This window comes from Saccharothrix hoggarensis (assembly GCF_052936025.1).
Genome location: NZ_CP193624.1, coordinates 4615156 through 4638131, shown reverse-complemented (window position 1 = coordinate 4638131; position 22976 = coordinate 4615156). Strand labels below are relative to the sequence as shown.

Annotated in this window: 19 protein-coding genes and 1 pseudogene; 11 read left to right on the top strand and 9 right to left on the bottom strand. The window is 72.6% G+C overall.

Translation table 11 applies throughout. From position 1 onward, the window contains the following. Positions 1-15: 15 nt before the first annotated feature. Both ACRAKH_RS20910 and ACRAKH_RS20905 read right to left on the bottom strand, forming a co-directional pair. A complete protein-coding gene (locus ACRAKH_RS20910) occupies positions 16-786 on the bottom strand; it encodes a glucose 1-dehydrogenase (protein WP_380725363.1) in 771 nt (256 codons plus the stop codon). A 182-nt stretch (positions 787-968) separates the two neighbouring features. Further along, positions 969-1811, bottom strand: a complete 843-nt coding sequence (locus ACRAKH_RS20905; protein WP_380725365.1) for a helix-turn-helix transcriptional regulator — start codon at positions 1809-1811, stop codon at positions 969-971. A 330-nt stretch (positions 1812-2141) separates the two neighbouring features. Between ACRAKH_RS20905 and ACRAKH_RS20900 the strand changes: the two genes are divergently transcribed. Next, positions 2142-2855 carry a glycoside hydrolase family 11 protein gene (locus tag ACRAKH_RS20900; RefSeq protein ID WP_380725367.1) on the top strand — a complete coding sequence of 238 codons (714 nt, stop codon included), beginning with the start codon at positions 2142-2144 and terminating at the stop codon, positions 2853-2855. A gap of 152 nt (positions 2856-3007) precedes the next feature. Here the strand turns inward: ACRAKH_RS20900 and ACRAKH_RS20895 are convergent, their stop codons facing one another. Continuing rightward, positions 3008-4369 (bottom strand): cellulase family glycosylhydrolase, encoded by a 1362-nt coding sequence (locus tag ACRAKH_RS20895; protein WP_380725369.1) that lies wholly within the window; start codon positions 4367-4369, stop codon positions 3008-3010. 531 nt (positions 4370-4900) lie between these two features. Between ACRAKH_RS20895 and ACRAKH_RS20890 the strand changes: the two genes are divergently transcribed. Next, positions 4901-6106: an ROK family transcriptional regulator gene (locus ACRAKH_RS20890; protein ID WP_380725371.1), complete on the top strand. Its 1206-nt coding sequence runs from the start codon at positions 4901-4903 to the stop codon at positions 6104-6106. A gap of 42 nt (positions 6107-6148) precedes the next feature. Here ACRAKH_RS20890 and ACRAKH_RS20885 read toward each other — a convergent pair whose 3' ends face one another. Next, on the bottom strand, positions 6149-8767 hold the full coding sequence (locus ACRAKH_RS20885; protein WP_447009203.1) for a CHAT domain-containing protein: 2619 nt from the start codon (positions 8765-8767) through the stop codon (positions 6149-6151). 86 nt (positions 8768-8853) lie between these two features. Between ACRAKH_RS20885 and ACRAKH_RS20880 the strand changes: the two genes are divergently transcribed. Beyond that, positions 8854-9987 carry a S8/S53 family peptidase gene (locus tag ACRAKH_RS20880; protein ID WP_380725025.1) on the top strand — a complete coding sequence of 378 codons (1134 nt, stop codon included), beginning with the start codon at positions 8854-8856 and terminating at the stop codon, positions 9985-9987. A gap of 117 nt (positions 9988-10104) precedes the next feature. Here ACRAKH_RS20880 and ACRAKH_RS20875 read toward each other — a convergent pair whose 3' ends face one another. From ACRAKH_RS20875 to ACRAKH_RS20865, 3 genes are all read right to left on the bottom strand, one after another. After that, on the bottom strand, positions 10105-10548 hold the full coding sequence (locus tag ACRAKH_RS20875) for a hypothetical protein (protein WP_380725026.1): 444 nt from the start codon (positions 10546-10548) through the stop codon (positions 10105-10107). Next, positions 10545-11120, bottom strand: a complete 576-nt coding sequence (locus ACRAKH_RS20870; RefSeq protein ID WP_380725027.1) for an RNA polymerase sigma factor — start codon at positions 11118-11120, stop codon at positions 10545-10547. Before ACRAKH_RS20870 ends, ACRAKH_RS20875 begins: the two co-directional genes overlap by 4 nt. Before the next feature lie 75 nt (positions 11121-11195). Next, on the bottom strand, positions 11196-12038 hold the full coding sequence (locus tag ACRAKH_RS20865) for a leishmanolysin-related zinc metalloendopeptidase (protein ID WP_380725028.1): 843 nt from the start codon (positions 12036-12038) through the stop codon (positions 11196-11198). A gap of 92 nt (positions 12039-12130) precedes the next feature. On the opposite strand from ACRAKH_RS20865, the gene ACRAKH_RS20860 reads away from it, so the two are divergent. Further along, positions 12131-12718 (top strand): hypothetical protein, encoded by a 588-nt coding sequence (locus tag ACRAKH_RS20860; RefSeq protein WP_380725029.1) that lies wholly within the window; start codon positions 12131-12133, stop codon positions 12716-12718. A 69-nt stretch (positions 12719-12787) separates the two neighbouring features. Here ACRAKH_RS20860 and ACRAKH_RS20855 read toward each other — a convergent pair whose 3' ends face one another. Then, on the bottom strand, positions 12788-13783 hold the full coding sequence (locus ACRAKH_RS20855; protein WP_380725030.1) for a LacI family DNA-binding transcriptional regulator: 996 nt from the start codon (positions 13781-13783) through the stop codon (positions 12788-12790). A gap of 124 nt (positions 13784-13907) precedes the next feature. Here ACRAKH_RS20855 and ACRAKH_RS20850 point away from each other — a divergent pair, with 124 nt between their 5' ends. The 7 genes and pseudogenes from ACRAKH_RS20850 (at position 13908) to ACRAKH_RS20820 (ending at position 21877) form a co-directional block, all read left to right on the top strand. Further along, on the top strand, positions 13908-14966 hold the full coding sequence (locus tag ACRAKH_RS20850; protein ID WP_380725031.1) for an ABC transporter substrate-binding protein: 1059 nt from the start codon (positions 13908-13910) through the stop codon (positions 14964-14966). Further along, the gene (locus tag ACRAKH_RS20845; protein ID WP_447009202.1) at positions 14966-16600 is read left to right on the top strand and encodes a sugar ABC transporter ATP-binding protein; all 1635 of its coding nucleotides are present in this window, start codon (positions 14966-14968) and stop codon (positions 16598-16600) included. The genes ACRAKH_RS20850 and ACRAKH_RS20845 overlap by 1 nt, the downstream gene beginning before the upstream one ends. Further along, positions 16597-17547: an ABC transporter permease gene (locus ACRAKH_RS20840; protein WP_380725033.1), complete on the top strand. Its 951-nt coding sequence runs from the start codon at positions 16597-16599 to the stop codon at positions 17545-17547. Before ACRAKH_RS20845 ends, ACRAKH_RS20840 begins: the two co-directional genes overlap by 4 nt. After that, on the top strand, positions 17544-18518 hold the full coding sequence (locus ACRAKH_RS20835; RefSeq protein WP_380725034.1) for an ABC transporter permease: 975 nt from the start codon (positions 17544-17546) through the stop codon (positions 18516-18518). The genes ACRAKH_RS20840 and ACRAKH_RS20835 overlap by 4 nt, the downstream gene beginning before the upstream one ends. Positions 18519-18606: 88 nt before the next feature. After that, positions 18607-18996, top strand: a complete 390-nt coding sequence (locus ACRAKH_RS20830; RefSeq protein WP_380725035.1) for a discoidin domain-containing protein — start codon at positions 18607-18609, stop codon at positions 18994-18996. Between the two features lie 59 nt (positions 18997-19055). Next, positions 19056-21313 (top strand): annotated as a pseudogene (locus tag ACRAKH_RS20825) (AbfB domain-containing protein); the annotation flags it as partial. Beyond that, positions 21296-21877: an AbfB domain-containing protein gene (locus ACRAKH_RS20820; RefSeq protein ID WP_447009977.1), complete on the top strand. Its 582-nt coding sequence runs from the start codon at positions 21296-21298 to the stop codon at positions 21875-21877. The pseudogene ACRAKH_RS20825 and the gene ACRAKH_RS20820, both read left to right, overlap by 18 nt. A gap of 166 nt (positions 21878-22043) precedes the next feature. Here the strand turns inward: ACRAKH_RS20820 and ACRAKH_RS20815 are convergent, their stop codons facing one another. Next, entirely contained in the window at positions 22044-22862 is an 819-nt protein-coding gene (locus tag ACRAKH_RS20815; protein WP_380725036.1) for a phytanoyl-CoA dioxygenase family protein, read from the bottom strand. Positions 22863-22976: the final 114 nt, after the last annotated feature.

The window sequence follows — 22976 nt, the reverse complement described above, 5'->3', positions numbered from 1 at the left end:
GTGCACCGGCCGCGGTTACCGGTGCGCCGCGGGCAGTGCGGCGACCAGGCCGCCGTCGATGACCAGGTCCTGGCCGTTGACGTAGGACGCCTCGTCGGAAGCGAGGAACGCGACCGCGTCGGCGACGTCCTCGGCGGTGCCGATGCGACCGGCGGCCACGGCGGCGACGACCTCCGCCTGGGCCTCGGGGGAGACGTTGTCGTGGAACATCGGCGTCTCGATGTAGCCGGGGCTGACCGAGTTGACCCGGATGCGCCTGGGCGCGAGTTCGGCCGCGAAGGTGTGCGCGAGGTTGTGCACGGCCGCTTTGGTCGCCGCGTAGACGGCCGCGCCGGGCAGGCCGCGGTGCAGCGTCCACGACGCGTTGATCACGATCGCGGCGTGGTCGGGCAGCAGGGGGAGCGCCTTCTGGATGGTGAAGAAGACACCCTTGAAGTTGATGTCCACCACGCGGTCGAACTCCGCCCCGGTGACGTCGTCGCTCGGCCCGAACGACGCGACGCCCGCGTTGGCGAAGACCACGTCCAGCCGTCCGTGCCGGTCGCGGATCGCCTCCACCAGCGCGTCGAGGTCGGCCAGGTCGGCCACGTCGGCGCGCACGGCGAGGACGCGGTCGCCGCCGGCCAGGTCCTCCACCGCGGCGTCCAGCCGGGTCTTGTCGCGTCCGGTGACGACCACGTGCGCTCCCTCGGCGAGGAACCTCCGCGCGGCGACCAACCCCATGCCGCTCGTGCCGCCGGTGATGAGCGCGACCTTGTCGTCGAAGCGGGAAGTGCTGTGCGTCATGGGGTTAGCGTGCCGACGCGCGCCGGGGCCAACCAGTGCGTGCTCAACCTGGGAGCGGCACCACCACCTTCCGGCGGGTGGCTTCGCGGGTGGCTTCGCGGGGCGGTCATGCGGGGCGGTCATGCGGCCGGGTTGGCGGGGCGGTCAGGCAGGCGGCCAGGCGGGGCGGTCGGGTGGGGCGGTCAGGCGGCCGGGTTGGCGCGGAGCAGGCGTTCCAGCCGCTCGCCGGTGCCCGGCTGCGGGTTGTACAGCTCCAGGAACCAGTCCGGGCGGTCGGTGACGGACAGGGTCGTCAGGTCGAAGACGAGCTCGCCGGCCTCGGGGTGGCGCACCGCCTTCACCGCCTGGCCCGCCGCGGCCACCTCGTGACGTGCCCACAGCTCGGTGAACTCGGGGCTCACGGCGCTGAGCCGGTCGACGACGCGGCCGTACTCCGGGTCGTCGGGGTAGTGCGCGGCGCACGCGCGGAAGGCGGCGACGACGACCGGCGCGATCGCCGACCAGTGGACGTGCATGCCGCGGTACCGGGCGTTGGTGAAGAACGAGATCAGGCAGTTGTGGTCGCTGTCGTCGTAGCCGAACGCGGTGCGGGTGGCGTCGTTGATCGCGAGCAGGTTCCAGTACCGGTCGCGCAGGATCGCCGGACGCGGCGTCCACGCGTCGACCAGGCGCCGCAGCTCCGGCGTGACCTCCGCACCGCGCGCGCCGCCGACGCGGGGCGGGTTGAGCCCGGCGAGCAGGTAGAGGTGGGCGCGTTCGAGGTCGCTCAGCCGCAGGGCCCGGCTGATCGCGTCGAGCACGTCCGCCGAGACGGTGATGTCGCGGCCCTGTTCGAGCCACGTGTACCAGGACACGCCGACGCCCGCGAGCGCGGCGACCTCCTCGCGGCGCAGCCCCGGTGTGCGCCGCCTGCCCGTCGCGACGAGGCCGACGTCACGCGGGGTGAGCCGGGCCCGGCAGGTGCGGAGGAAGTCGCGGAGCTGCTCGCGGCGACCCAGCGCCACCGCGGGGATTTCGACGGCCATGCGCCACGGTAACAACGGCGCGCGGCGACGTGCCGGCAGTCCGTTCACCTGGCGCTCGGTTTCCGTCCGCATTCGCACCGGGTATTCCACCGGAAATCACCCGACCGCAAGTATTTCGAAATCTTGCGGCAACCTTTCGCAAGGTTGCGATAATTATTGACAACCCGCCGGAGTCGGCCGAACACTGACTGCATCGACAGACCGCAACCGATGCAGGTCCGGGTCACCCAAAGCGCTTGACGGCCATTTCCGGGCCGTCGGCGGAACTGCCCGGTTGTCTACCACGCTGCCTGGCCCCTTTGCCAGCCTCAATGAGGAGGAAGCATCCACATGGACGACGCCCGCGGTATGGACGACGCCCTCGAAATGGACGGCGCCCCCAACCGCTCGATCAGCCGCCGACTGTTCCTCGGCGGCGCGGGTTCCCTGGCCCTGGCCACGACCGGGCTCATCCTGCCCGGTACCGCGCACGCCCAGACCGTCACCACGAACCAGACCGGAACCCACAGCGGGTACTACTACTCGTTCTGGACCGACGCCAACGGCACCGTCTCGATGACGATGGGCAACGGCGGTCAATACAGCACCTCGTGGCGCAACACCGGGAACTTCGTCGCCGGAAAGGGCTGGAGCACCGGCAGCCGCCGGACCGTGCGCTACTCGGGCAGCTTCAACCCGTCCGGCAACGGCTATTTGTGCCTCTACGGCTGGACGTCGAACCCGCTCGTCGAGTACTACATCGTCGACAACTGGGGCACGTACCGGCCCACCGGGACGCGCCGCGGTTCCGTCACCAGTGACGGCGGCACGTACGACATCTACCACACGACCCGGTACAACGCGCCTTCCGTCGAGGGCACGAAGACGTTCTCGCAGTTCTGGAGCGTCCGCACCGCGAAGAAGACCGGCGGCACCATCACCACCGGCAACCACTTCGACGCGTGGGCCCGCGCCGGGATGACCCTCGGCAGCTTCCGCTACTACATGATCATGGCGACCGAGGGCTACCAGAGCAGCGGCAACTCCAACATCACGGTGAGCTGACCGCCGTCCCCCCGGACGGGAACGTCATCCTCCGAGCACCACGACCCGCGAACGTGGCGCGGCGGCCTCGGCCGTCGCGCCACGGTGCTGTCGGCCCACGTGCGGACGTCGGACCGGGGGCGCCCGACGTCCGCACGGTGGAGGTGGGCCGATCAGCCGGCGGTGCAGGAGGCCGTCGGCGCGCTGTTGGTGGCGCGCGACGTGCCCGTGAACCCGAACGTGGTGCTCGTGCCGGCGGCGAGGGTGCCGTTGTAGCTCGCGTTGCGGGCGCTCACGCTGGACCCGCTGGTGGTGACGGTGGCGTTCCAGGCGTTGGTGACGGCCTGGCCGTCGGCGTAGGTCCAGTCGACCTTCCAGCTCTTGATGGCCGCCGTGCCCGCGGTGACGCGGACCTCGCCCTGGAAGCCGCCCGGCCACTGGTTGACGATGCGGTAGGTGGCGGTGCAGCGGAGGCTGCCGCCGGGGTCGGTGGTCGTCGTGGTCGTGGTCGTCGTCGTGGTGGTGGTCGTGGTCGTTGTGGTGGTGCCGCCGCCGAAGATGGTGGCTTCCTTCGACGTGGCCTTGATGCCGTTGGCGCCGTGGAAGATGCGCTCACCCCACGTGGTCAGGCGGTTGGGGTCGAACTCGAGGGCCATGTCGAGGATCGGGTCGGAGTTGCCGCTCCACGACCAGGCGAGGTAGCCGAGGCCCCGTGCCTGCGCCTCGGCCAGGATCGTCTCGTGGTCCACCTCGTTCGGGGCGAACTTCCAGCCGAACTCGCCGATGACGAGCGGCCAGTTGTTGGCCTTGAAGTGGTCGAGGTAGTCCACGATGGTGGAAGGCGAGTTGTAGACCGAGTACATGTGGATCGACAGCACGGTGTTGCGCTGGGTGTCGGCGTCCAAGACCTTCTGCGCGTTGGCCCGCATGATGTGCTGCCAGTCCTGGCCCCAGTTCGGCCCGTCGATCATCAGCAGGTGCTGGAAACCGTTGGCGCGCATCTTCTTGACCGCGTTGACCGTGGCGTCGGTCCACTGGGCGGCGTTGGTGTTGCCGATCGGCTCGTTGCCGATGTTGATGACGACGTGGTTCTCCTGGCCGACCAGGGCGCTCTTCTGGCTGATCCAGTAGTCGACCGCCTCGTCGAGGGACGCGGCGGCGGCCTCCTCGCCGTACCCGGTGGTGTCGTGCACCTCCAGCACGCAGATCATCCGGTTCTGCTTGCACAGCTCGATCACCGCGGCGGTGTCGGTGGACGGTCCCCAGCGCTTGCCGGTGCCCAGGACGACGCGCACGGTGTTGGAGCCCAGCGCCTTGACGTCGGCGAACGAGTTCGTCCGGCCGGTGTACCAGACGTGCGGGTGGTTGACCCCGCGCATGATGAACGGCTGCCCGTTGGCCTCGACGATGTCGGTGCCGCGGATGTGCAGGCCCACCGCCGCTTCCGGCGCTTCCTGGGCTTGGGACAGCGCCGTGGTCCCGAAGCCAGCCGCGACGAGCAGCGCGGCGGCGATCGTGGCGATTTTCCTTCTCATGCTCTTTCGACACCTCATTGAGTCGACTGACCTGTCGGTTGTGCGCCCCAGCCGGTGGTGTAGCTGGGAGCGCTCCCAGTCGTAGTGTCGCTCAGTGATCGGCACGCGACGCGACTCGGAGCGTTGCTCGTCCGACCGGGCCGGGTTCGACACGGTCGGACGAGAGGTGGTGCCCGGTGGGAATGCGATTAGTTTCCCGGTGGAACTTAAGCGCCCACGGTAGGGCCGGCGTCGCGCGGAAGTCAAGAACTGTCGAAGCAAGCGAGTGACCAGTGCTGTTGTCGCCATTTGCGGAGGCCGATGTGGTGAACGCGTTCCTCTTGGTGCCGCCTGTGCTGTAGTCCGTTCGCGGCGTGGAGGCCAGGGTCGGCTGATCGACGTGTGCGAGCACCGGTCGACCGTTCCGTCGGTTAGGGTGGTTACAGGTCGGTTGGTGGTAGCGCTGCGTAATCATTTGCGGGACGATGGATGTGGGAGCGATCCCAGGAACACGCCGTGTTTCGGGAGTCCCCCGACGGAGGAAAACAGGACATGCCCGGAGCGACGCCAACGGCGGCGGCAAGCACGGTTCCGGTCGGGAGCGCCGGCGGGGCTCGGCGCCTGCGGTCGACGACCCCGGAACCCGGCCCCGCCTCGCCGTGGCCGAACCTGCCCGAGGTCGCGCGGGACGTCCTGCTGGAAGTGCTGATCCACGGGCCCCTGTCGCGGGCCGAGATCGCCGCGCGGCTGCGCCTGTCCCGACCGACCCTCACCCGCGTGACCAAGGCCCTGGTGCTGGCGGGGCTGCTGGTCGAGGGCGACACCCGACCGCGGCCCTCCGCCGGTCGACCGTCGGAGATGCTGCACGTGCGGGGCGCGGCCCACCACTTCCTCGGCGTGAAGCTGACCGCCGAACGGCTCTTCGCCACCGTCACCGACCTGACCGCGACACCGGTCGCCACGGCCGAGGAGCCGTTGCGGTCCCACGACCCCGCCGAGGTCGTCGCCCAGATCGCGGACGTCGCGGCCCGGTTCCCCGGCGTCACGGGCATCGGCGTGACGCTGGGCGGGATCGTGCTCGACGGCCTGGTCGCGCGCCACGAGTTCCTGCACTGGGTCGACGTGCCGCTCAAGGCGGAGGTGGCCGGGGCGACCGGCGTCCCCACCGCGGTCGACAACGACGTGCAGGCCCTCACCGCGGCCGTCCACTGGTTCGGGCCGGGCGCCGGCCTGGGGTCGCTGGCGGTGATCACCGTCGGCGCGGGCGTCGGCACGGGGCTGATCGTCAACGGCGGGCTGGTGGCGGGTTCGCACGGCCTGCCACCGCACTTCAGCCACACGCTGGTCGACGCGAACGGCCCGGAGTGCGGCTGCGGCCGGCGCGGATGCGCCTCCAGCTACCTGATGACCCACGTGATGATGCGCCGGCTCACCGGCCGGCCCACGTACGACGAGGCGTTGGCGAGGGTCCGCGCCGGCGACCCGGAGGCCCGGCGGGTGTTCGACGACGCCGGGTACGCGCTGGGCGTGCTGATCGGCACCGTCGCGAACGTCATCGACCCCGAGAAGGTGGTGCTGACCGGGGACGGCCTGCCGCTGTACGAGGTGGCGTCACGGCTGGTGCACGACGGCATCGAGGACACCTACGAGGACGACCCGGACCTGATCGAGCTCGACGTGCAGCCGTTCGACTTCAGCGAGTGGGCCCGGTCCGGCGCCGCGCTCGCCATTAAGTCCACCATCACCGGGACGATCTGAGGGCCGGTCGGCGGGCGCGGCGAGCGATTCGCCCGCGCCCGGTCAACCCGCGCCGTAGCAGACGAAGCCTATGGTGGCGACGCGGTCGGCCGGGGGACCTCGGTGGTACAGGTCCCGCTGTGCCGCGGCCAAGGCCCGTGACGGGGTCAGCCCGTCGTCGAGCAGGCGGTGGAAGCGGAGCATCAGGGGCCGGCTGGCGCGGTCCGGCACGGGGACGGCGGTGGCGACGAGCGTGGTCGTGCCGAGGGCCAGCAGCACGGAGGCCAGGCCCAGCACCTCGTCACCGGGGTGGACGGCCGACCGGCCCGAGTCGCACGCGGACAGCACGATCCGGCGCGGCGGCCGGGCGAGGCGTTCGAGGTCGTAGGCGGTGAGCGGGCCGTCGGCCAGGCGCAGCTCGGAGAACAGCGGGTTGTCGGCGCGGAACCGGCCGTGGGCCGCGATGTGGCCGAGTTCCGCGCCGTCCAGGGCGGTGATCACGTCGTCCACCCGCGCGGTGCGGCCGGTGAGGCGGCGGGCGTCGGGGTGGCGCCGGGCCAGCGCCGCCACCTCGGCCGCCGCGTGCGGGAGGTCCGGGCCGGCCACGACCACGCGTCGGCCGTCGCCGGTGGGTTCGGCGGTCGCCGCGCGGTGCCACAGGGCGGCGGACGGCGCCACGGACACGGGACGGCCCAGGCAGCTCGGCAGGATCGGCCACGGCAGCTCGTGCAGCGGCCCCGTCGGCACGACCACGAGCGGCCGGTCGCCGACCCACGGCCGCAGCGGTTCCAGCAGCTGCGCGTCGAGCCGGAGCGCGGTCCGCTCGACGAGCGCGGTGAACGTCGTGGCGGAACCCAGCTCGTGGGCCAGGCGGCGCAGGCCGAACCGCAGCTCGCCGAGGCGGCGCTCGACGTCGGCGACCGCGGCGAGCCCGTGCAGCCGGACCCTCCCGTCCACGACCACGACGGCGTGCAGGCGACCGGCCACGTCGAGGTACTCCACCAGGGCGGCTTGGCCCAGTGCCGCGCCGAGCCGGGCGGCGGACGGCAGCGCGTCGGCGTCGGGCGCGAGTACCCCGGCGGCGTGCCGGGCCCGGTCGCGGACCGCTTCCTCCAGCTCGGCCTGGCGGCGCAGCAGGGGGAGCGGGTCGCGGTTCGGCGCCGCGAGGTCGACCACGACCTGGCGCAACCGGGCCAGGTCCGCGGCCAGCGCGACGTCGTCCGGCGGTCGCGCCGGCGGCAGCCGCAACGCGCAGGCGTGCCGTCGTTCCGCCCACCGCAGCACCGACTCGGCCCGGCCCGACTCCACGGCGAGCCGGAGCCCCAGCGCGGTCAGCTCGTCGGCGTGGCCCGAGGCGTGCGCGCGCAGCTCCGTCGCGCCCAGGCCCGCGCGGAACCGGTCGAGCACCCGGACACCGGCCCGCAGCGCGGAATCCGCGCCGTGCCGGTCGCCGTCCTGCAGTCGCAGCAACGCCAAGGCGTGCCAGGCACGGGCCCGCACCTCGGCCGGTCCGGTGCGGCCCGAGCGCGTCGCCGCCGTCAGCTCGCGGCGTGCGATCGCCGACCGGCCCAGCTCCATCGCCAACCGCGCCACGATCAACCGGGCGTCCAACGCGGCGACGACCCAGCCCGCCGCGGTCAGCGCGGCCACGGTGCGCGTGCCCGACCGGAGGGTCGCCGCGTCGCGGAGGCCGAGGTCCCAGCGGGCGCGCAGCACCAGGAAACCCGCCAACGCGGCCCAGCCCGGCCGACCCTGCCGTGACGCCGACCGCCCGGCCCGCCGCGCCTCGCGCAACGCGGCGCGCGGATCGCCCTCCAGCAACGCGACCTTGGCCAGCAGGAGCCGCGCCTGCACCAGGTCCACGGCGTTGCGCCGCCGCGCGTAGGCGGCCACCGCCGCGGTCGCCGCCTGCCGCGCCTCGGCGACCAGGCGCACCGACAGCAGCACCTCGGCCCGTTCGACCGGCAGCAGCCCCTGGTCGGTCCCCGCCGCGCGGTACCGGCGCGCCGCCTCGTCGTAGGCGGCCAACGCGGCCGGCACGTCGCCGCGGACCGTCGCCGCCAGCCCCCGGTTCTGGTACACCATCGCCGTCCGTCCACTGTGGCCGGTCGCGGTGAAGACCTCCTCCGCCCGACGCAAATCCTCCTCCGCGCCCCGCCAGTCGCCCAGCCGGGCCAGCAGGATGCTGCGGTTGTTGCGGAGGGTGGCCTCGATCAGGGCGTCGCCGCCGGCGCGGCGCAGGGTGTCCAGCGCGTCGGAGAACCCGGCGGCGGCGTCCTCGAACCGCCCGGTCTCCGTCAGCACGACCGCGCGTTGCATCAGCAGGCGGGCGGCGGACGGTCCGCGCAGCAGCGGCCTCGCCCGGTCCATCTCCCGCAGGCCCTCGCCCGTGCGGCCGGTCAGGGTCAGGACGTACCCGAGCACGCCGCGCGCCTTGGCCGCGCTCTCGGCCAGTCCCGCGCCGTCGGCCGTGCCGATCGCCGCCCGGAGGTGGCGTTCCGCGTCGGCGAGCCGCCCGACCGACAGCGCCGCCAGCCCCAACGCCTGCTCGGCCACGGCGACCGGCTCGACGTCCCCGTCGGCGGCGGCGCGGGCGGCCTCGGCCAGCGCCCGCGCCCGGACCGGGTCGCCGAACGCCAGGTCCGCCGCCTCGTAGGCCGTGGCCAGGGCCGACCGTTCCATTTGCGCTCCGACCTGCCGTGGTATCAGCTTGCGGTGACCGGGCATCTGGACTGCGAACCGAGTACCCCGTTCGAGGGAGGCAGCGGATGAGCCGCTACCAGTACCGCGCCGACGAGCTGCTGGTCCACGTCGACGATTGTGGCCTGATCCGATCGGAACTGGCCGGTCACGGATATCGGGCCGCCGACCGCCGCGGTCCCCTGCTGCGGTTCGTCGGCGAACCCGACCGGCGAGCCGTGCCGGACCTGCTGGCCGAACTGCGCGCGCGCCACGGCACGGGCCTGCGCGTGAGCCCGAACCACGTGTTCACGTGCGACCGCATCATCTGGGGCCTGCTGCGGCCGCGCCCGACGGACAAGTCCCTGCCGGAACCGCCGCCGGTCGGCGCCGGCGAGCAGGTGCGGGTGGGCGTGGTCGACGTCGGGGTCGTGGAGCGCGACGGCGAGCCGCACCCGTACCTCCGGGGACGCGTGGAGTACGGCCCGGACGACGTCGACACCGTCGCCCGGGACGCCGAGGGCAACCCGACGGGCTCCGCCGGGCACGGCACGTTCGTGTCCGCCCTGGTCGTCCGGGAGGCGCCGAACGCCGTGGTGCACATGAAGGGCGTGATCGACAAGACGTCCGGCGAGGTCGAGGACCTGGCCGTCGCGGCGGCCGTCGACGCGCTGCGCGCGGAGGGCGTCACGCTGATCAACCTGTCGTTCTCGGGCAGCACGTGGGAGGACAGCGCGCCGAGGGCCATCGAGAACGCCTTGCGGAGGCTGGACTCCGACGTCGTCGTGGTCTGCGCCGCCGGCAACCGGGGCACGTCGGGCGTGCAGTTCCCGGCGGGCACCGTGCTGCGCAGGGAGCGCGTCGAGGACCCGGAGCCCGCGAAGGTCCTCGCGGTGGGCGCGGCGACCCCGGATGACGAACCGGCGGTCGCGGCGTTCAGCGGGTACGGGCCGTGGGTCTCGGTCTACGCGAGCGGCGTGGACGTCGTCGGCCCGTACTTCGAGCCGGGCTACCCGGAGGGGTACCACGGCTGGGCGATCTGGAGCGGCACGTCGTTCGCCGCCGCCACCGTCACCGGCTGGATCGCCGCGCGCATGGGCGACGGCCGGACCGCGCGTGCCGTCGCGGACGAGCTGCTGGCCTCGCCGCCGGGGAAGGTCGAGGTCTTCGACGTCAACGGTCCCAGGGACGTGCCGTTCGTGAGAGGGCTCGGGAGCGCCTGACCGCCCGGCCCGGCTGATCCCCTTCGCTTGGCTCGACCTCGCCGATCGCAGCGGGACTGGCGGCCTTACGTGGTCGCCAGTCCCGATCATCACGCCCCGGCACCGATCTCCCGGCCGCTACACCGAAGTCCAGCGGGTCACGACCGCCGTCCCGTCGACGGCGGTCACCCGCACGCGGGTCGCGCCGCGCGGTAGCCCCGACGCGACGAACCAGCCCTCCTCGTCGATCGGCGCGGCGCGGCGCTCGCCCGCCACCTCCACCACGGCCTCGCCGGACGCCCCGGACACCAGGCCGCGCAAGGACACCAGACCGCCCGCGTACTCCACCTGCAGCTCCACCGACACCCCGGCGCCCTCGAACGACAGCAGCCGCACGTCGTCGTCCGCCGCGCGGACCTGCCCGCCCGCGAGCAGCTCCGAGTCCGCCACCAGCTCCGCCAGCTCCTCGTCCACCCGCCGGGTGGACAGGGCGGCCTGCGCGCCACGCGTGACGAGGTCCGGCACGGGGTCCACCGCGGCCGCGGCACGCCGCAGGCGCTCCAGGAATTCGTCGTCGTTCACGACCGGTCCTCCGTCCAGTCCGCGCCGAGCAACGCGTCGTCGCGCACGAGTTCGCGCAACCGACCCAGGCAGCGCTGACGCGTCGGGCCGATGCTGCCGACCGGCATGTCGAGTGCGGCGGCCACCTCGGCGTACGCGGGCGGCGGTGAGGCCATCAGCACGCGGAGCAGGCGTTGGCAGCGTTCCGGCAGGGCCGCGAGGGTCCGCCACAGCGCGGCGTCGCGCTCGTCGGCCAGGATCGACTCGTCCGGCGCGGGTCCGGGGTCGGGCAGCTCGTCCAACGACTCGTCGTCGCCGGCGCGCCGCTGCCTGCCCGTGCGCCTGATCAGCTGGAGGCACTCCCGGCGGACCGTCGTGGCCAGCCACGACGCGAGCCGCTCCGGGTCGTCGATCCGGTCGAGGTGCTCGACCAGCCTGACCCAGGTCGTCTGCACGACGTCCGCGGCGTCGGCCTCGCCCAGCCGGTAGCCGCGGGCGATGGACCACAGGAGGCCGTTGTACCGCTCGACCAGCGTGTTCCACGCCCCCTGGTCCCCACCCGCGGCTGCCGCCAGCACTGCCGTGACGTCCACGTCGCCCTCCGCTCGACCGGCCCAGGTTACTGACCGGCGGGGCCGGGGGCAGCGCGTCCGGCGAGGTGTCGCCCGTCAGCGCGCGTCGAGGCTCGCCGCGGGCAGGACGACCGGCGTGGGCCGCGCGACGTCGTGGCCCGGCGGGGCCTCGGCGAGGAGCGCCGCGACGGTCGACGGCGTGGGCAGCGCGTAGTGGTCGGCGGCGTCCACGTCGACGGCGTAGCCGAAGTCGCCGAGGGCGGCCGCGGTCAGGCGGCTCAGCGGGTTGCCCGCGTCGCCGACGAAGCCGGTCATCAGCTCGTCGCCGAACACGCGCTCGCGCCAGTGGCCGTCGGCCGTGCCCGGACCGCCGGTGTTCTCGACCGGGACCGGCTCGTCGGACGTGCCGCCGCGCAGCTTGCGGTACTCGGCGATCGCGCCCGCGCCGGTGAACCGCGGGTCGGCCGTGCCCGCGCCGGTGATCAACCCTTTCAGGTCCCACAGCGTGCCGATGCCCAGCACGTGGCCCATCTCGTGGGTGATGACGTCGCCGAGCACGCCCGTGGCCTCCATCCGGGCCAGGTCGGCGGTGTCGAACCGCATCACGCCCTTGACGGGGGTGAACGCCGACGGGCCCGCCTCGCGCGGCCGCACGTGCGTCGGGCCCGCCATGCCCAGGACCTTGCCGGGGCCGTCGATGTCCCGCCCCTCGGCCAGGATCAGCACGTCGTCGACGACCTCGCCGTCCACGAGGACGTCGGGCAGGTCGCCCACGATCACCTCCACCCAGAGGTCGGCGGCGGCGGCGAACGCGGCCATCTGCGTGTCGCTCAGCCCGCCGAGGAAGCGGACGGCGATCGTGAACGGCGAGGTGGTCGCGGCCAGCGACTTCGCGCGGCCGGCGTCCGCCCGCGCCTGGCACAGCTCGTGGTCGGTCATGGTTCGGTCCTCCAGGGTTCGGCGACTCCACCACTCGATGCCGGCGCCCGACCGGGTGATACCGGCGGTCGCCGTCGCCTACGCTCGTCGCCGTGGACGTTTCGCCGTGGGGGCAGCTCACGCCGGAGGAGGTCCGGCGGCGGGTCCGGCGGGGGAGCCCGCTGACGCTCCCGGTCGAGTCCGCTGTGGACATGTCCGAGGTGTCCGGGGTGGCACGGGCGCTGCGGGCGGCGCTGCCGGACGACCTGCACGTCATCGCGTCCCCGGGCGGGCCGGGCGGCGGACCGCGGCTCGTGGTGCTGCGCCTCGTCGCCGAGGCGGAGGCGGTGCGGCTCCGCGGCGACCTCGACCGGCTCGTCACCGAGTTCCGGCACCGGGCCGGAGCGCTCGTCGCACGTCTCCACGCCACCGCGGACAGCGCCGGGCACGACGGTGAGGTCGAGGAGTTCGGCGCCACGTGGACGGCGGACGAGCACGGCGAGCACTGCCGGTTCGAGAACGTCGTGACCGGCGAGGTGGTCGAGGCGAGCGTCGACGACCCGGACGCGGTCGACCCGTACTTCCTGCTCCTGTTCGCGCAGACCTCTCACCGCCACAACGCCGTCCACACCGCGTGCGTCGAGGGCTTCCACGACATGGTCCGCCTGCTCGACCTCGCCGGGGTGACCCGGTCGCGGTGAGGTTCGCGGGACGTGCGAACGCGCTCGACCCCGTCCGGTCGGCGGTGAGGTGGCCGTTCCGGCTGGGGGTCAGCCGGCGGTGCTCTCCCTGACCACCAGGCGGAACGGGGTGCGGATGTCCTCGGGTGGCAGGTCGGACGTCTCGACGCGCCGGCGCAGGAGGTGGACGGCGGCCTCGGCGATGGCGGCCTTGTCGGGGGCCACGGTGGTCAGCGACGGGCGGCCGTAGGCGCCCTCCTCGGTGTTGTCGAAGCCGACCACGGCGATGTCCTCGGGCACGCGGAGGCCGCGTTCGGCGGCCGTGCGCAGGGCGCCGACGGCGAGCAGGTCGTTGAAGCAGAACACCGCGTCCGGCGGGTCGGGGAGGGCCGCCAGCGCGGCCATGGCCTCCGCGCCGTCGCGGCGGTGGTAGTTCAGGGCGGTCGCCACGAGGTCGTCGCGCGGCGGCAACCCGGCCGCGGCGAGAGCCGACCGGTAGCCCTGGAGGCGTTGCGCGGCCGTGTCGCGGTGCGGGTGCGCGCCGATGGCGGCGATCCGCGTGCGCCCCAGGGATGCGAGGTGCCGCACGGCCTCTTCGGAGGCCCGTACGTTGTCGATGCCCACGCGGTCGAGCGGCAGGTCCACGGTGTGCTCGCCGAGCATGACCACGGGGATGCCCGGCGCGAGCGCGGCGAAGTCGCCTTCCATCAACGCTTCTGGGCTCACGATGGCGCCGTCGATCAGGTGGGCGCCGAGGGACGCGAGGGTCGCGCGCTCGCCCTCGCGCGTGCCGAAGGTCTGCTCGATGAGCACGTTCCACTCGTGGGCCTGGGCGGCGCGGAGCACCAGGGCGGCCAGCTCGGCGAAGTAGGGGATGTCCAGTTCCGGCAGCACCAGGGCCAGGAAACCGGTGCGACCGCGCCGCAGGTTGCGCGCGCCGAGGTTGGGCCGGTAGCCGGTCGCCACCAAGGCCTCCTCGACCCGGCGGCGGTTCTCGGCTTTGACGAACGCGTGGCCGTTGACCACGTTGGACACCGTTTTCACCGACACGCCCGCGAGCGCGGCGACGTCTCTCAGCGTGGCCAACCACTGCCTCCATCCGACGACGGTGCTGCGGGATGCTAGCGACCGGATGCTTTACAACGTTGTATCAACGATGTAAAAAGCGACACGTGACGCGAGTCACGTACACCCGGATGAGGAGCACCCCATGCCACAGTTAATCCGCGCCGCTGCCGCCGTGGCGGCGGCGGCCCTCCTGATGACCGCCTGCACGGCACGCGAGAACCAGAGCGCCACGGGCGGCAGCGCGGGGCCGGCCGCGTCGGCCGCGGCCACCCAGTCGTCCGGACCCGGTTGTGCCCGCGAGCAGATCGGCTACCCGAAGGTCGACGTCAAGGACGCGATCATCGGCTTCTCGCAGTCGGAGAAGGAGGCCAACCCGTTCCGCATCGCGGAGACGCAGTCGATCAGGGACGAGGCGGCCAGGCTCGGCGTCCCCGCCGACAAGCTCCTCGTCACCAACGCTCAGAGCGACCTGAACAAGCAGATCAGCGACATCAAGTCGCTGCTGGACCGCGGCGCGCAGTTGCTCGTCGTCGCGCCGCTGAACTCCGACGGCCTCCAGCCCGCCCTGGACGCGGCCAAGGCCAAGAAGGTCCCGGTGATCACGGTCGACCGCAAGGTCAACTCCAAGCCGTGCGCGGACTACCTGACGTTCATCGGCTCGGACTTCGTCGACCAGGGCAAGCGCGCCGCCGAGGCGATGGTGAAGGCGACCGGCGGCACGGGCAAGGTCGCGATCCTGCTGGGCTCGTCGGGCAACAACGTGACCACCGACCGCACCAAGGGCTTCAAGGACAACATCCCCGCGGGTCTGCAGGTCGTGGCCGAGCAGACCGGCGAGTTCGACCGCTCCAAGGGCCAGGCCGTGATGGAGCAGCTGATCCAGTCCAACCCGGACATCACCGCCGTGTACGCGGAGAACGACGAGATGGGCATCGGCGCGGTCACCGCGCTGCGCGCCGCGGGCAAGACGCCCGGCAAGGACGTCAAGATCGTGTCCGTGGACGGCACGCGCAACGCCGTGCAGCTCGTCGCGGACGGCGCCTACAACGCCGTGATCGAGTCCAACCCGCGCTTCGGCCCGCTGGCGTTCCAGACGCTGCAGGAGTTCGCCGATGGCAAGGCCATCCCGGAGACCGTGATCATCTCGGACGACCAGTACGACGAGGCCAACGCCGCCGCGAAGCTGGGGAACGCGTACTGATGGTGCTGGAAGTCGTCGACGTCACCAAGGAGTTCGTGGGCGTGCGGGCCCTCGACCGGGTGTCGTTCAAGCTGGAGCCGGGGGAGGTGCACGCCCTGGTCGGCGAGAACGGCGCCGGCAAGTCCACCCTCATCAAGGTGCTGACGGGCGTGCACCGCCCCACCTCCGGCACGCTGCTGCACCGCGGCGAGCCCGTCGTGTTCACCCGGCCGGTCGACGCGCAGCGAGCCGGGATCTCCACCATCTACCAGGAGGTCAACCTCGTCCCGCTGATGAGCGTGGCGGGCAACCTCTTCCTCGGCCGCGAACCGCGCCGGCGCGGGCTGGTGGACTGGAAGCGGATGAACGCCGACGCGGCCGGGGTGCTGGCGGGCTACGGCATCCACTCCGACGTCCGCCGTCCACTCGGGACGCTCGGTGTGGGCGCCCAGCAGATGGTCGCGCTGGCGCGGGCCGTGGCGACCGAGGCGGACGTGGTGATCATGGACGAGCCGACGTCGTCGCTGGAGCCGCGCGAGGTGGAGACGCTGTTCTCCGTCGTCGAGCGGCTGCACGAGCGCGGCATCGCGATCGTCTACGTCAGCCACCGCATGGACGAGCTGTACCGGATCTGCGACCGGGTCACGGTGCTGCGCGACGGCAAGCACGTGCACACCGGCCCGTTGGCGGACCTGTCCCGGCTGGAACTGGTGTCGATGATGCTGGGCCGCAGCGTCGGCGACATCCGGGAGCACGGCGCCACCGCGTTCGGCGTGGACCACCACGCGGGCCGCGAACCCGTGCTGGAGGCGAAGGGCCTCACCAGCGGCACCCGGCTGAGCGACGTGTCGGTGTCCATCCGGCCCGGCGAGGTGGTCGGCCTGGCCGGGCTGCTCGGCTCCGGCCGGTCCGAAACGGCGCGCGCGATCGTCGGCGCGCTGCCGCTGGACTCCGGCACCGTGCTGGTGGGCGGCGCCGCGCTCGGCCCCGGCGTCCCGAACGCGATGCGCGCGGGCGTCAACATGCTCGCCGAGGACCGCAAGGCCGAGGGCATCATCCCGAACCTGTCCGTGCGGGAGAACATCGTGCTGGCCGCGTTGCCGCAGCTGTCCCGCTTCGGCGTGGTCAGCCGCGACCGGCAGGACAGGATCGTCGACACGTTCGTCAAGCGGTTGCGCATCAAGGTGTCGAGCCCGGAGCAGAAGGTCTCCGAGCTGTCCGGCGGCAACCAGCAGAAGGTGCTGCTGGCGCGGTGGCTGTGCACGCAGCCCAAGGTGCTGCTGCTGGACGAGCCGACCCGCGGCATCGACGTCGGCGCCAAGGCCGAGGTGCAGGCGTTGATCGACGAGCTCGCGCAGGAGGGGTTGGCCGTGCTGCTGATCTCCTCGGAACTGGAGGAACTGCTGGACGGCGCGGACCGCCTCGTGGTGCTCAAGGACGGCGCGGTGGTGGGCGAGCTGGTCGGCGACCAGCTGACCCAGGACAACGTGCTCGCGGCGATCGCCTCCGGGGACGCGGCGGCCGGGGAGTCGAGGGCAGGGGAGTCGAGGGCAGGGGAGTCGAGGGCAGGGGAGTCGAGGGCAGGGGAGTCGACGGCCGCGGAGTCGACGGCCGCGGAGTCCAAGGCCGGGCGGTCAGGTGAGGGGGAGTCATGACGGCCCTCGCGCTCGACCGCCGCCGCCTGGCGCGCTGGTTGCAGGACTACGGCGTGTACGCCGCCGTCGTCGCCCTGCTGCTGTTCAACATCGCGTTCACGGCGAACTTCATGACCGTCGGGAACTTCCGCACCCAGCTCATCCAGGCCGCGCCGGTGTGCATCGTCGCGCTCGGCATGGCGCTGGTCATCGGCACGGAAGGCGTGGACCTGTCCGTGGGCGCGGTGATGGCGCTGTCCGCCGCGCTCATCCCGCTCTACCTGGGGTACGGCCCGCTGCCCGCCGTGGCCATCGCGATCGTCGCGGGGCTCATCGCGGGCATGTTCAACGGTGTCCTGGTCGCCTACCTCGGCATCCAACCCATCGTGGCGACACTGGCGCTGCTCGTCGGCGGGCGCGGGCTCGCTCTCGTCATCGCCGAGGGGCGGCTCACCCAGCTGCACGACCCGACGTTCCTGTGGCTCGGCACCGGGGACGTGCTCGGCATCCCGGTCAGCGTGGTCATGGCCGGCGTGTTCGCCGTGCTCGTCGCGCTCCTGATGGGGCGGACGACGTTCGGGCGGCAGCTCGTCGCGATCGGCGGCAACCGGGCGGCGAGCGCGCTGGCCGGTCTCCCGGTCAAGCGCACGCTCCTGAGCGTGTACGCCATCTGCGCCGTGCTCGCGGCCGTGGCGGGGGTGCTGTCCACCGCCCGGCTGTCGGCGTCAGACCCGGCGGACATCGGCCTGCTCATGGAGCTGTCCGCCATCACCGCCGTGGTCGTCGGCGGCACGCCGCTGACCGGTGGCCGCGTTCGCGTCCTCGGCACCGTCATGGGCGCGCTGCTCATGCAGCTCGTCCGGGCCACCCTGATCAAGCACAACCTGCCCGACTCGACCGCGCAGATGGCGCAGGCCGCCATCATCGTCGGCGCGGTCTACCTGGCGCGTGAGCGGAGCAACCGATGACGGTCGACACACGGGTTCGCCGGGCGTCCTGGGTGAGCGTGCTGCAACGCCAGGGCGCCGCCGTGGCCCTGGCGTTGATGGTGGTGGTCGCGTGGATCTCCTTCCCGCGGTTCGGCAGCCCGGACAACCTGCGGGACATCGCGTTGCAGAGCGCGTTCCTGGCCGTGATCGCGCTGGGCATGACGTTCGTGATCATCACGGGCGGGATCGACCTGTCCGTCGGCTCGGTCTACGCGCTGGGCGGGGTGCTCGCCGCGTACGGGTCGCAGTGGGGCTTCCTCGCCGCGCTCCTGCTGCCGCTCGTGGTGTGCGGGCTGATCGGGCTGCTCAACGGGCTGCTCGTGGCGAAGACCGGCATGGCGCCGTTCATCGTCACGCTCGCCACCCTGCTGCTCGCCCGCGGCCTGCTGCTGGCGATCACCAGCGAGGGCTCCACCACGTACCGGATCGCCGACGGCTCGGCGTTCCTGGAGCTGGGCCGCGGCACGATCCTCGGCTTCGGCTACCCGGTGTTCCTCGCGGCCGCGCTGTGCGTGGCGGGCGGCATCCTGTTGCGCCGCACCGCGTTCGGGCAGTCGGTGTTCGCCGTCGGCGGAGCGGAGCAGTCGGCGCTGCTCATGGGCCTGCCGGTGGCCCGGACCAAGGTCCTCGTCTACGTGATGTCGGGCGTGCTGTCCGGCTTCGCGGGCGCGATGACGGCCGCCTACCTGCAGTCCGGCGTCACGGTCATCGGCGTCGGGCTGGAACTCGACGCCATCGCCGCCGTGGTCATCGGCGGCACCCTGCTGACCGGTGGCATGGGCACCGTGCTCGGCACCGTCATCGGCGTCGGCCTGCGCAACGTGATCCAGAACGTGATCAACCAGATCGGCACGCTCGACAGCAACTACCAGTCCGTGGTCAGCGGCGCGTTCCTGCTCGTGGTGGTGGTCCTCCAGCGCTCGCTGTCCCGGACCGCCGACCGAAGATGACCGCCGACCCCGGATGACCGCGAGACCCGAGCCGACCGCCGCCGGACACGCCGTGCCCCGTCCACCCTGCCACCCGGAGCCACCGACCGTGACCGCTCTCCCGACCAGGCTCGCCACCGCCACCGCCACCGCCGCCGCCACCGCCACCGCAGCCGCCACCGCCACCGCAGCCGCCCTGCTGGCCGCGGGCGTGCTGCGGGTGGACCTCAGCTCGGTCAAGCCGATCACCCGGTTCGAGGTCGCGCACGCCCAGGCCGGCGGCGAACCGGCTGGGTTCAACACCAGGGCGTTCAGCGTCTCGGTGTCGAACGACGGCGCCACGTGGACGAAGGTGGTCGGCGTGGCCGACAACGGCGCGGCCACCACGGTCCGCCCCGTCGGCGGCGTGTCGGGCCGGCACGTCCGGCTCGACGTCCGAGCACCCGCCGGGAACGGCGACAGCGCCACCCGAATCTACGAACTCCGCGCCTTCGGCTGAGCCCGACAATCGAACACAACCCCGTGTGCCGCGCCTTCCCCTGCTTCCGAAGGAGTTCCATGCGTCGCCTCCTCGCCCCCGTGGCGGTCGTGCTGGCACTGGCGGGCGGCCTCGTGGCCGTCCCCGCCGCGTCCGCCGCCGTCGTGCCCAAGACACCGCCGCTCACCACACCGTGGACCGGCCAGGTGTCCACCACCAACCCCCTGCCCGAGTACCCGCGCCCGCAGATGACCCGCACCGACTGGCAGTCGCTCAACGGCGAGTGGGAGTTCCTGAACCCGGCCACGGACGGGGCGGGCAACGTCAACCGGAACGCGGCGCCGCCGCTGGGCCAGACGCTGCCCGAGCGCGTCCTCGTGCCCTACCCGATCGAGTCGGCGCTGTCGGGCATCATGCGCAACGACAACCGCGACCTGATGTTCTACCGGCGCACGTTCACCGTGCCGCCCGCGTGGAACGGCCGCCGCGTCCAGCTGCACTTCGGCGCGGTCGACTACGAGGCCACGGTGTGGGTCAACGGCACGCAGGTCACCACCCACCGCGGCGGCTACGACCGGTTCGAGGTCGACATCACCCCGCAGCTCAACGGCGGCACGAACGAGATCGTCGTGCGCGTCTACGACCCGACCGACGGCCGCGGCGAGAAGCAGCCCGTCGGCAAGCAGGTCAACAACCCCAGCGGCATCTTCTACACGCCGTCGTCCGGGATCTGGCAGACGGTGTGGCTCGAACCGACCCCGACGTCGTCCATCTACTCGGTCGACATCTACCCGAACCTGGCGAACAACACCGCCCGGGTGCGGGTCTTCACCCGCGGCGACGTCACCGGGCACACCGTCTTCGCCGAGGCGCTGGCCGGCCCGACCGTCGTGGGCACGGCCACCGGCGGCTTCACCGAGTTCTCCGTGCCCGTGCCGAACGCCCGGCGCTGGTCGCCCGACGACCCGTTCCTGCACGACCTGCGCGTCTCGCTGCGCAACGCGTCCGGTGGCACCGTCGACCAGGTCGTCAGCTACTTCGGCATGCGCGAGGTCGGCACGAAGATGGTCAACGGCGTGCTGAGGCCGACCCTCAACGGCGAGTTCGTGTTCCAGGTCGGCACGCTGGACCAGGGCTTCTGGCCCGACGGCCTGTACACCGCGCCCACCGACGCGGCCCTGGCGTTCGACCTGCAGAAGCACAAGGACCTCGGCTTCAACATGGTGCGCAAGCACATCAAGGTCGAACCGGCGCGCTGGTACTACCACGCCGACCGGCTCGGCCTGCTCGTGTGGCAGGACGTCCCGTCCACGCCCGCGTTCGACGCGAACCGCACGGCCGCCCAGATCGCGCAGTTCGAGACCGAGGCGCGCGAGATCGTCGACGAGCACCGGTTCTCGCCCGCGGTGGTCGCCTACGTGCCGTTCAACGAGGGCTGGGGCGAGTGGAGCCTCACCGACACCCGGCGCGTCACCACCGAGCTGAAGAACTACGACCCGACCCGGCTCATGAACGCGCACAGCGGCTACAACTGCTGCGCCTCCAAGGGCGACCCCGGCACCGGTGAGATGATCGACTGGCACGTCTACACCGGCCCGGACGCGCCGCGGCCCTCGGCGACGCGGATCTCCGTGCTCGGCGAGTTCGGCGGGATCGGGCTGCGCAACCCCGGCCACGAGTACAGCCCCAACGGCCAGTTCTTCGCCTACGAGCAGGTGTTCAGCCAGGCGCAGCTCAACGACCGCTACACCGGCATGGTGCGCGACGTGCGGCAGCTGATGACCACCAAGGGCGTCTCCGCGTACGTCTACACCGAGATCACCGACCTCGAAGGCGAGTACAACGGCCTGTTCACGTACGACCGGCGCGTGCAGAAGGTGGACACCGACCAGCTGCGCGCCGCGCACGCCGACCTGATCAACGCCTCGCGCAACCTCAACTCCCCGGTGCCCCTCACGCTCGGCCACGTCCGGTCGTTCCGGGTGACGACGCCGGGCTTCACCGACCGGTACCTGCGGCACGCGAACTCCCTGGCCCGCACCGACGTCATCACCACCGGCAGCGCCGACGGCGCCCGCAAGGACGCGTCGTACCGGACCGTGGCCGGCCTGGGCGACGCGCGTTGCTACTCGTTCGAGTCGGTCAACTCGCCGGCCGGTACCTGCGGCACGCCGACAGCCGGGTCCGCCTGGACGCCGACACCGGAGGGTCGTTCGCGGCCGACGCCACGTGGTGCGCCCGGACCGGGCTCGCGGCCGGCGGCACGTCGTTCGAGTCGCTGAACTTCCGCGGCTCCTACCTGCGCCACTACGCGGACAACGTGTACCTGGCCCGCAGCGGCGGCCCGAACGCCTGGGACACCCCCACGAGCTTCGCCGCCGACGCCACCTGGAACGTGGCCGACCCGGCGCTGTGGCGCAGTTCCGTGCAGCTGGCCACGAACGTGCGCCAGTCGTTGCGGGTGACCACGTGGGGCTACACCGACCGGTACCTGCGGCACTCCGGCGGCCTGGCCTACACCGAGGTCGTCAACAGCGGCAGCAGCGCGCTGCTCAAGGCCGACGCCACGTACACGGTGCGGCGCGGGCTGGCCGACTCGTCGTGCTACTCGTTCGAGTCGGTGAACTTCCCCGGCCAGTACCTCCGGCACGCCGACAGCCGCGTGCGCAACTCGCCGGACGACGGCTCGGCGCTGCTCCGCGCCGACGCCACGTTCTGCGCGCGGCCGGGCGTCGGCGGCACCGGCGTGACGCTCGAGTCGATCAACCTGCCGGGCTCGTTCCTGCGGCACTACGACTCGCAGGTCTACATCGCGTCCGGCGGCGGCGACTCCGGCTTCAACCGGCCGCAGACAGTCACGGCCGACAGCAGTTGGACCGTGGCCGCGCCCTGGGCGCCCTGATTGGGAGGGGGCCGTGGTGGTCACCCGTGGGTGACCACCACGGCCCCCGTCAGGCCGGCAGGTGGTCGGCGGCGCGGTGGTCGGCGTGCGGCACGACCGGGGCCGAGTCGGCGGTGGACGTGCCGGACACAGCTCGGCGCTCGGGGGTCCGTCGCGCCCGGTCGGGCTACTCGGCCGCGCCCATCACGAGACCTTCGATGGTGTGCTTCTGCACCAGCGGTTCGAGCCGGTCGACCACCCGGCACCCGAGGTGCGCGCGGACCTCGTCGGGCAGCCGCTCGTAGTACGCGCGGCTGACCACCAGGTCGTTGCGGTCGTTGTCGACGCCGGCGGCGGCCATCCCGAGGACCAGCACGGGACGGGAGGACTGCGACCGGTTGGGCGTGCCGCGGTGGATGGTCAGGGCGGAGCGGGCGGAGATGTCGCCGCGTTGCGGCATCTTGCGCTGGGCCAGCTCGTGGTAGCGCGGGTAGTGCGACTTCGGCGGGAACATCCCGTGGTCGAACTCGGCGCCGTCGTCCCACTGCGTGCCGGGCGCGATCTCGAACGGCCCCATCTCGGGGACCGTGTCGACCGTCGTCACGTTGAACGCCAGCGACGTGAGCCGGCGGTCCTCCACGGTCTCCTTCGGCGCCGGGAAGTCCCGGTGCCACGGCTGGGCGACCGCGCCGGGCAGCGGCACGTCGAAGCCGGTCTCGACGACCTGGTAGTCCGGCCCCAGCACCGCCTCGGCGACGGCGACCACCCAGGGGTGGGTCACCAGGTCGACGAAACCCCGGAGCCGTTCGGGGTGGATCTCGACGTAGTAGCGGTTCGGGCCGCGGCCGATCGCGCCGTCCGGGCGTTCCAGCGCTTCCCGGAACAGCTCCTCGACGTCCTCGCGGAGGCGGTCGGCCCACTCGGGCGGGAACGCGCCGCGCAGCGCGATGATGCCGTCCTCGTAGAGACCTCGGGCCAGGGCGTCAGGGTCGTGGGTGCCGGTCATGACCACCTCTTCCGGGCAGGGCGGAACGGACTGCCGTCAGCGGACCACTGTCGGACCTACAGTCGTAGCGCACCTTTCCAACGTTGTAAATACGGGAGGGCCGTCCGGCGCGGC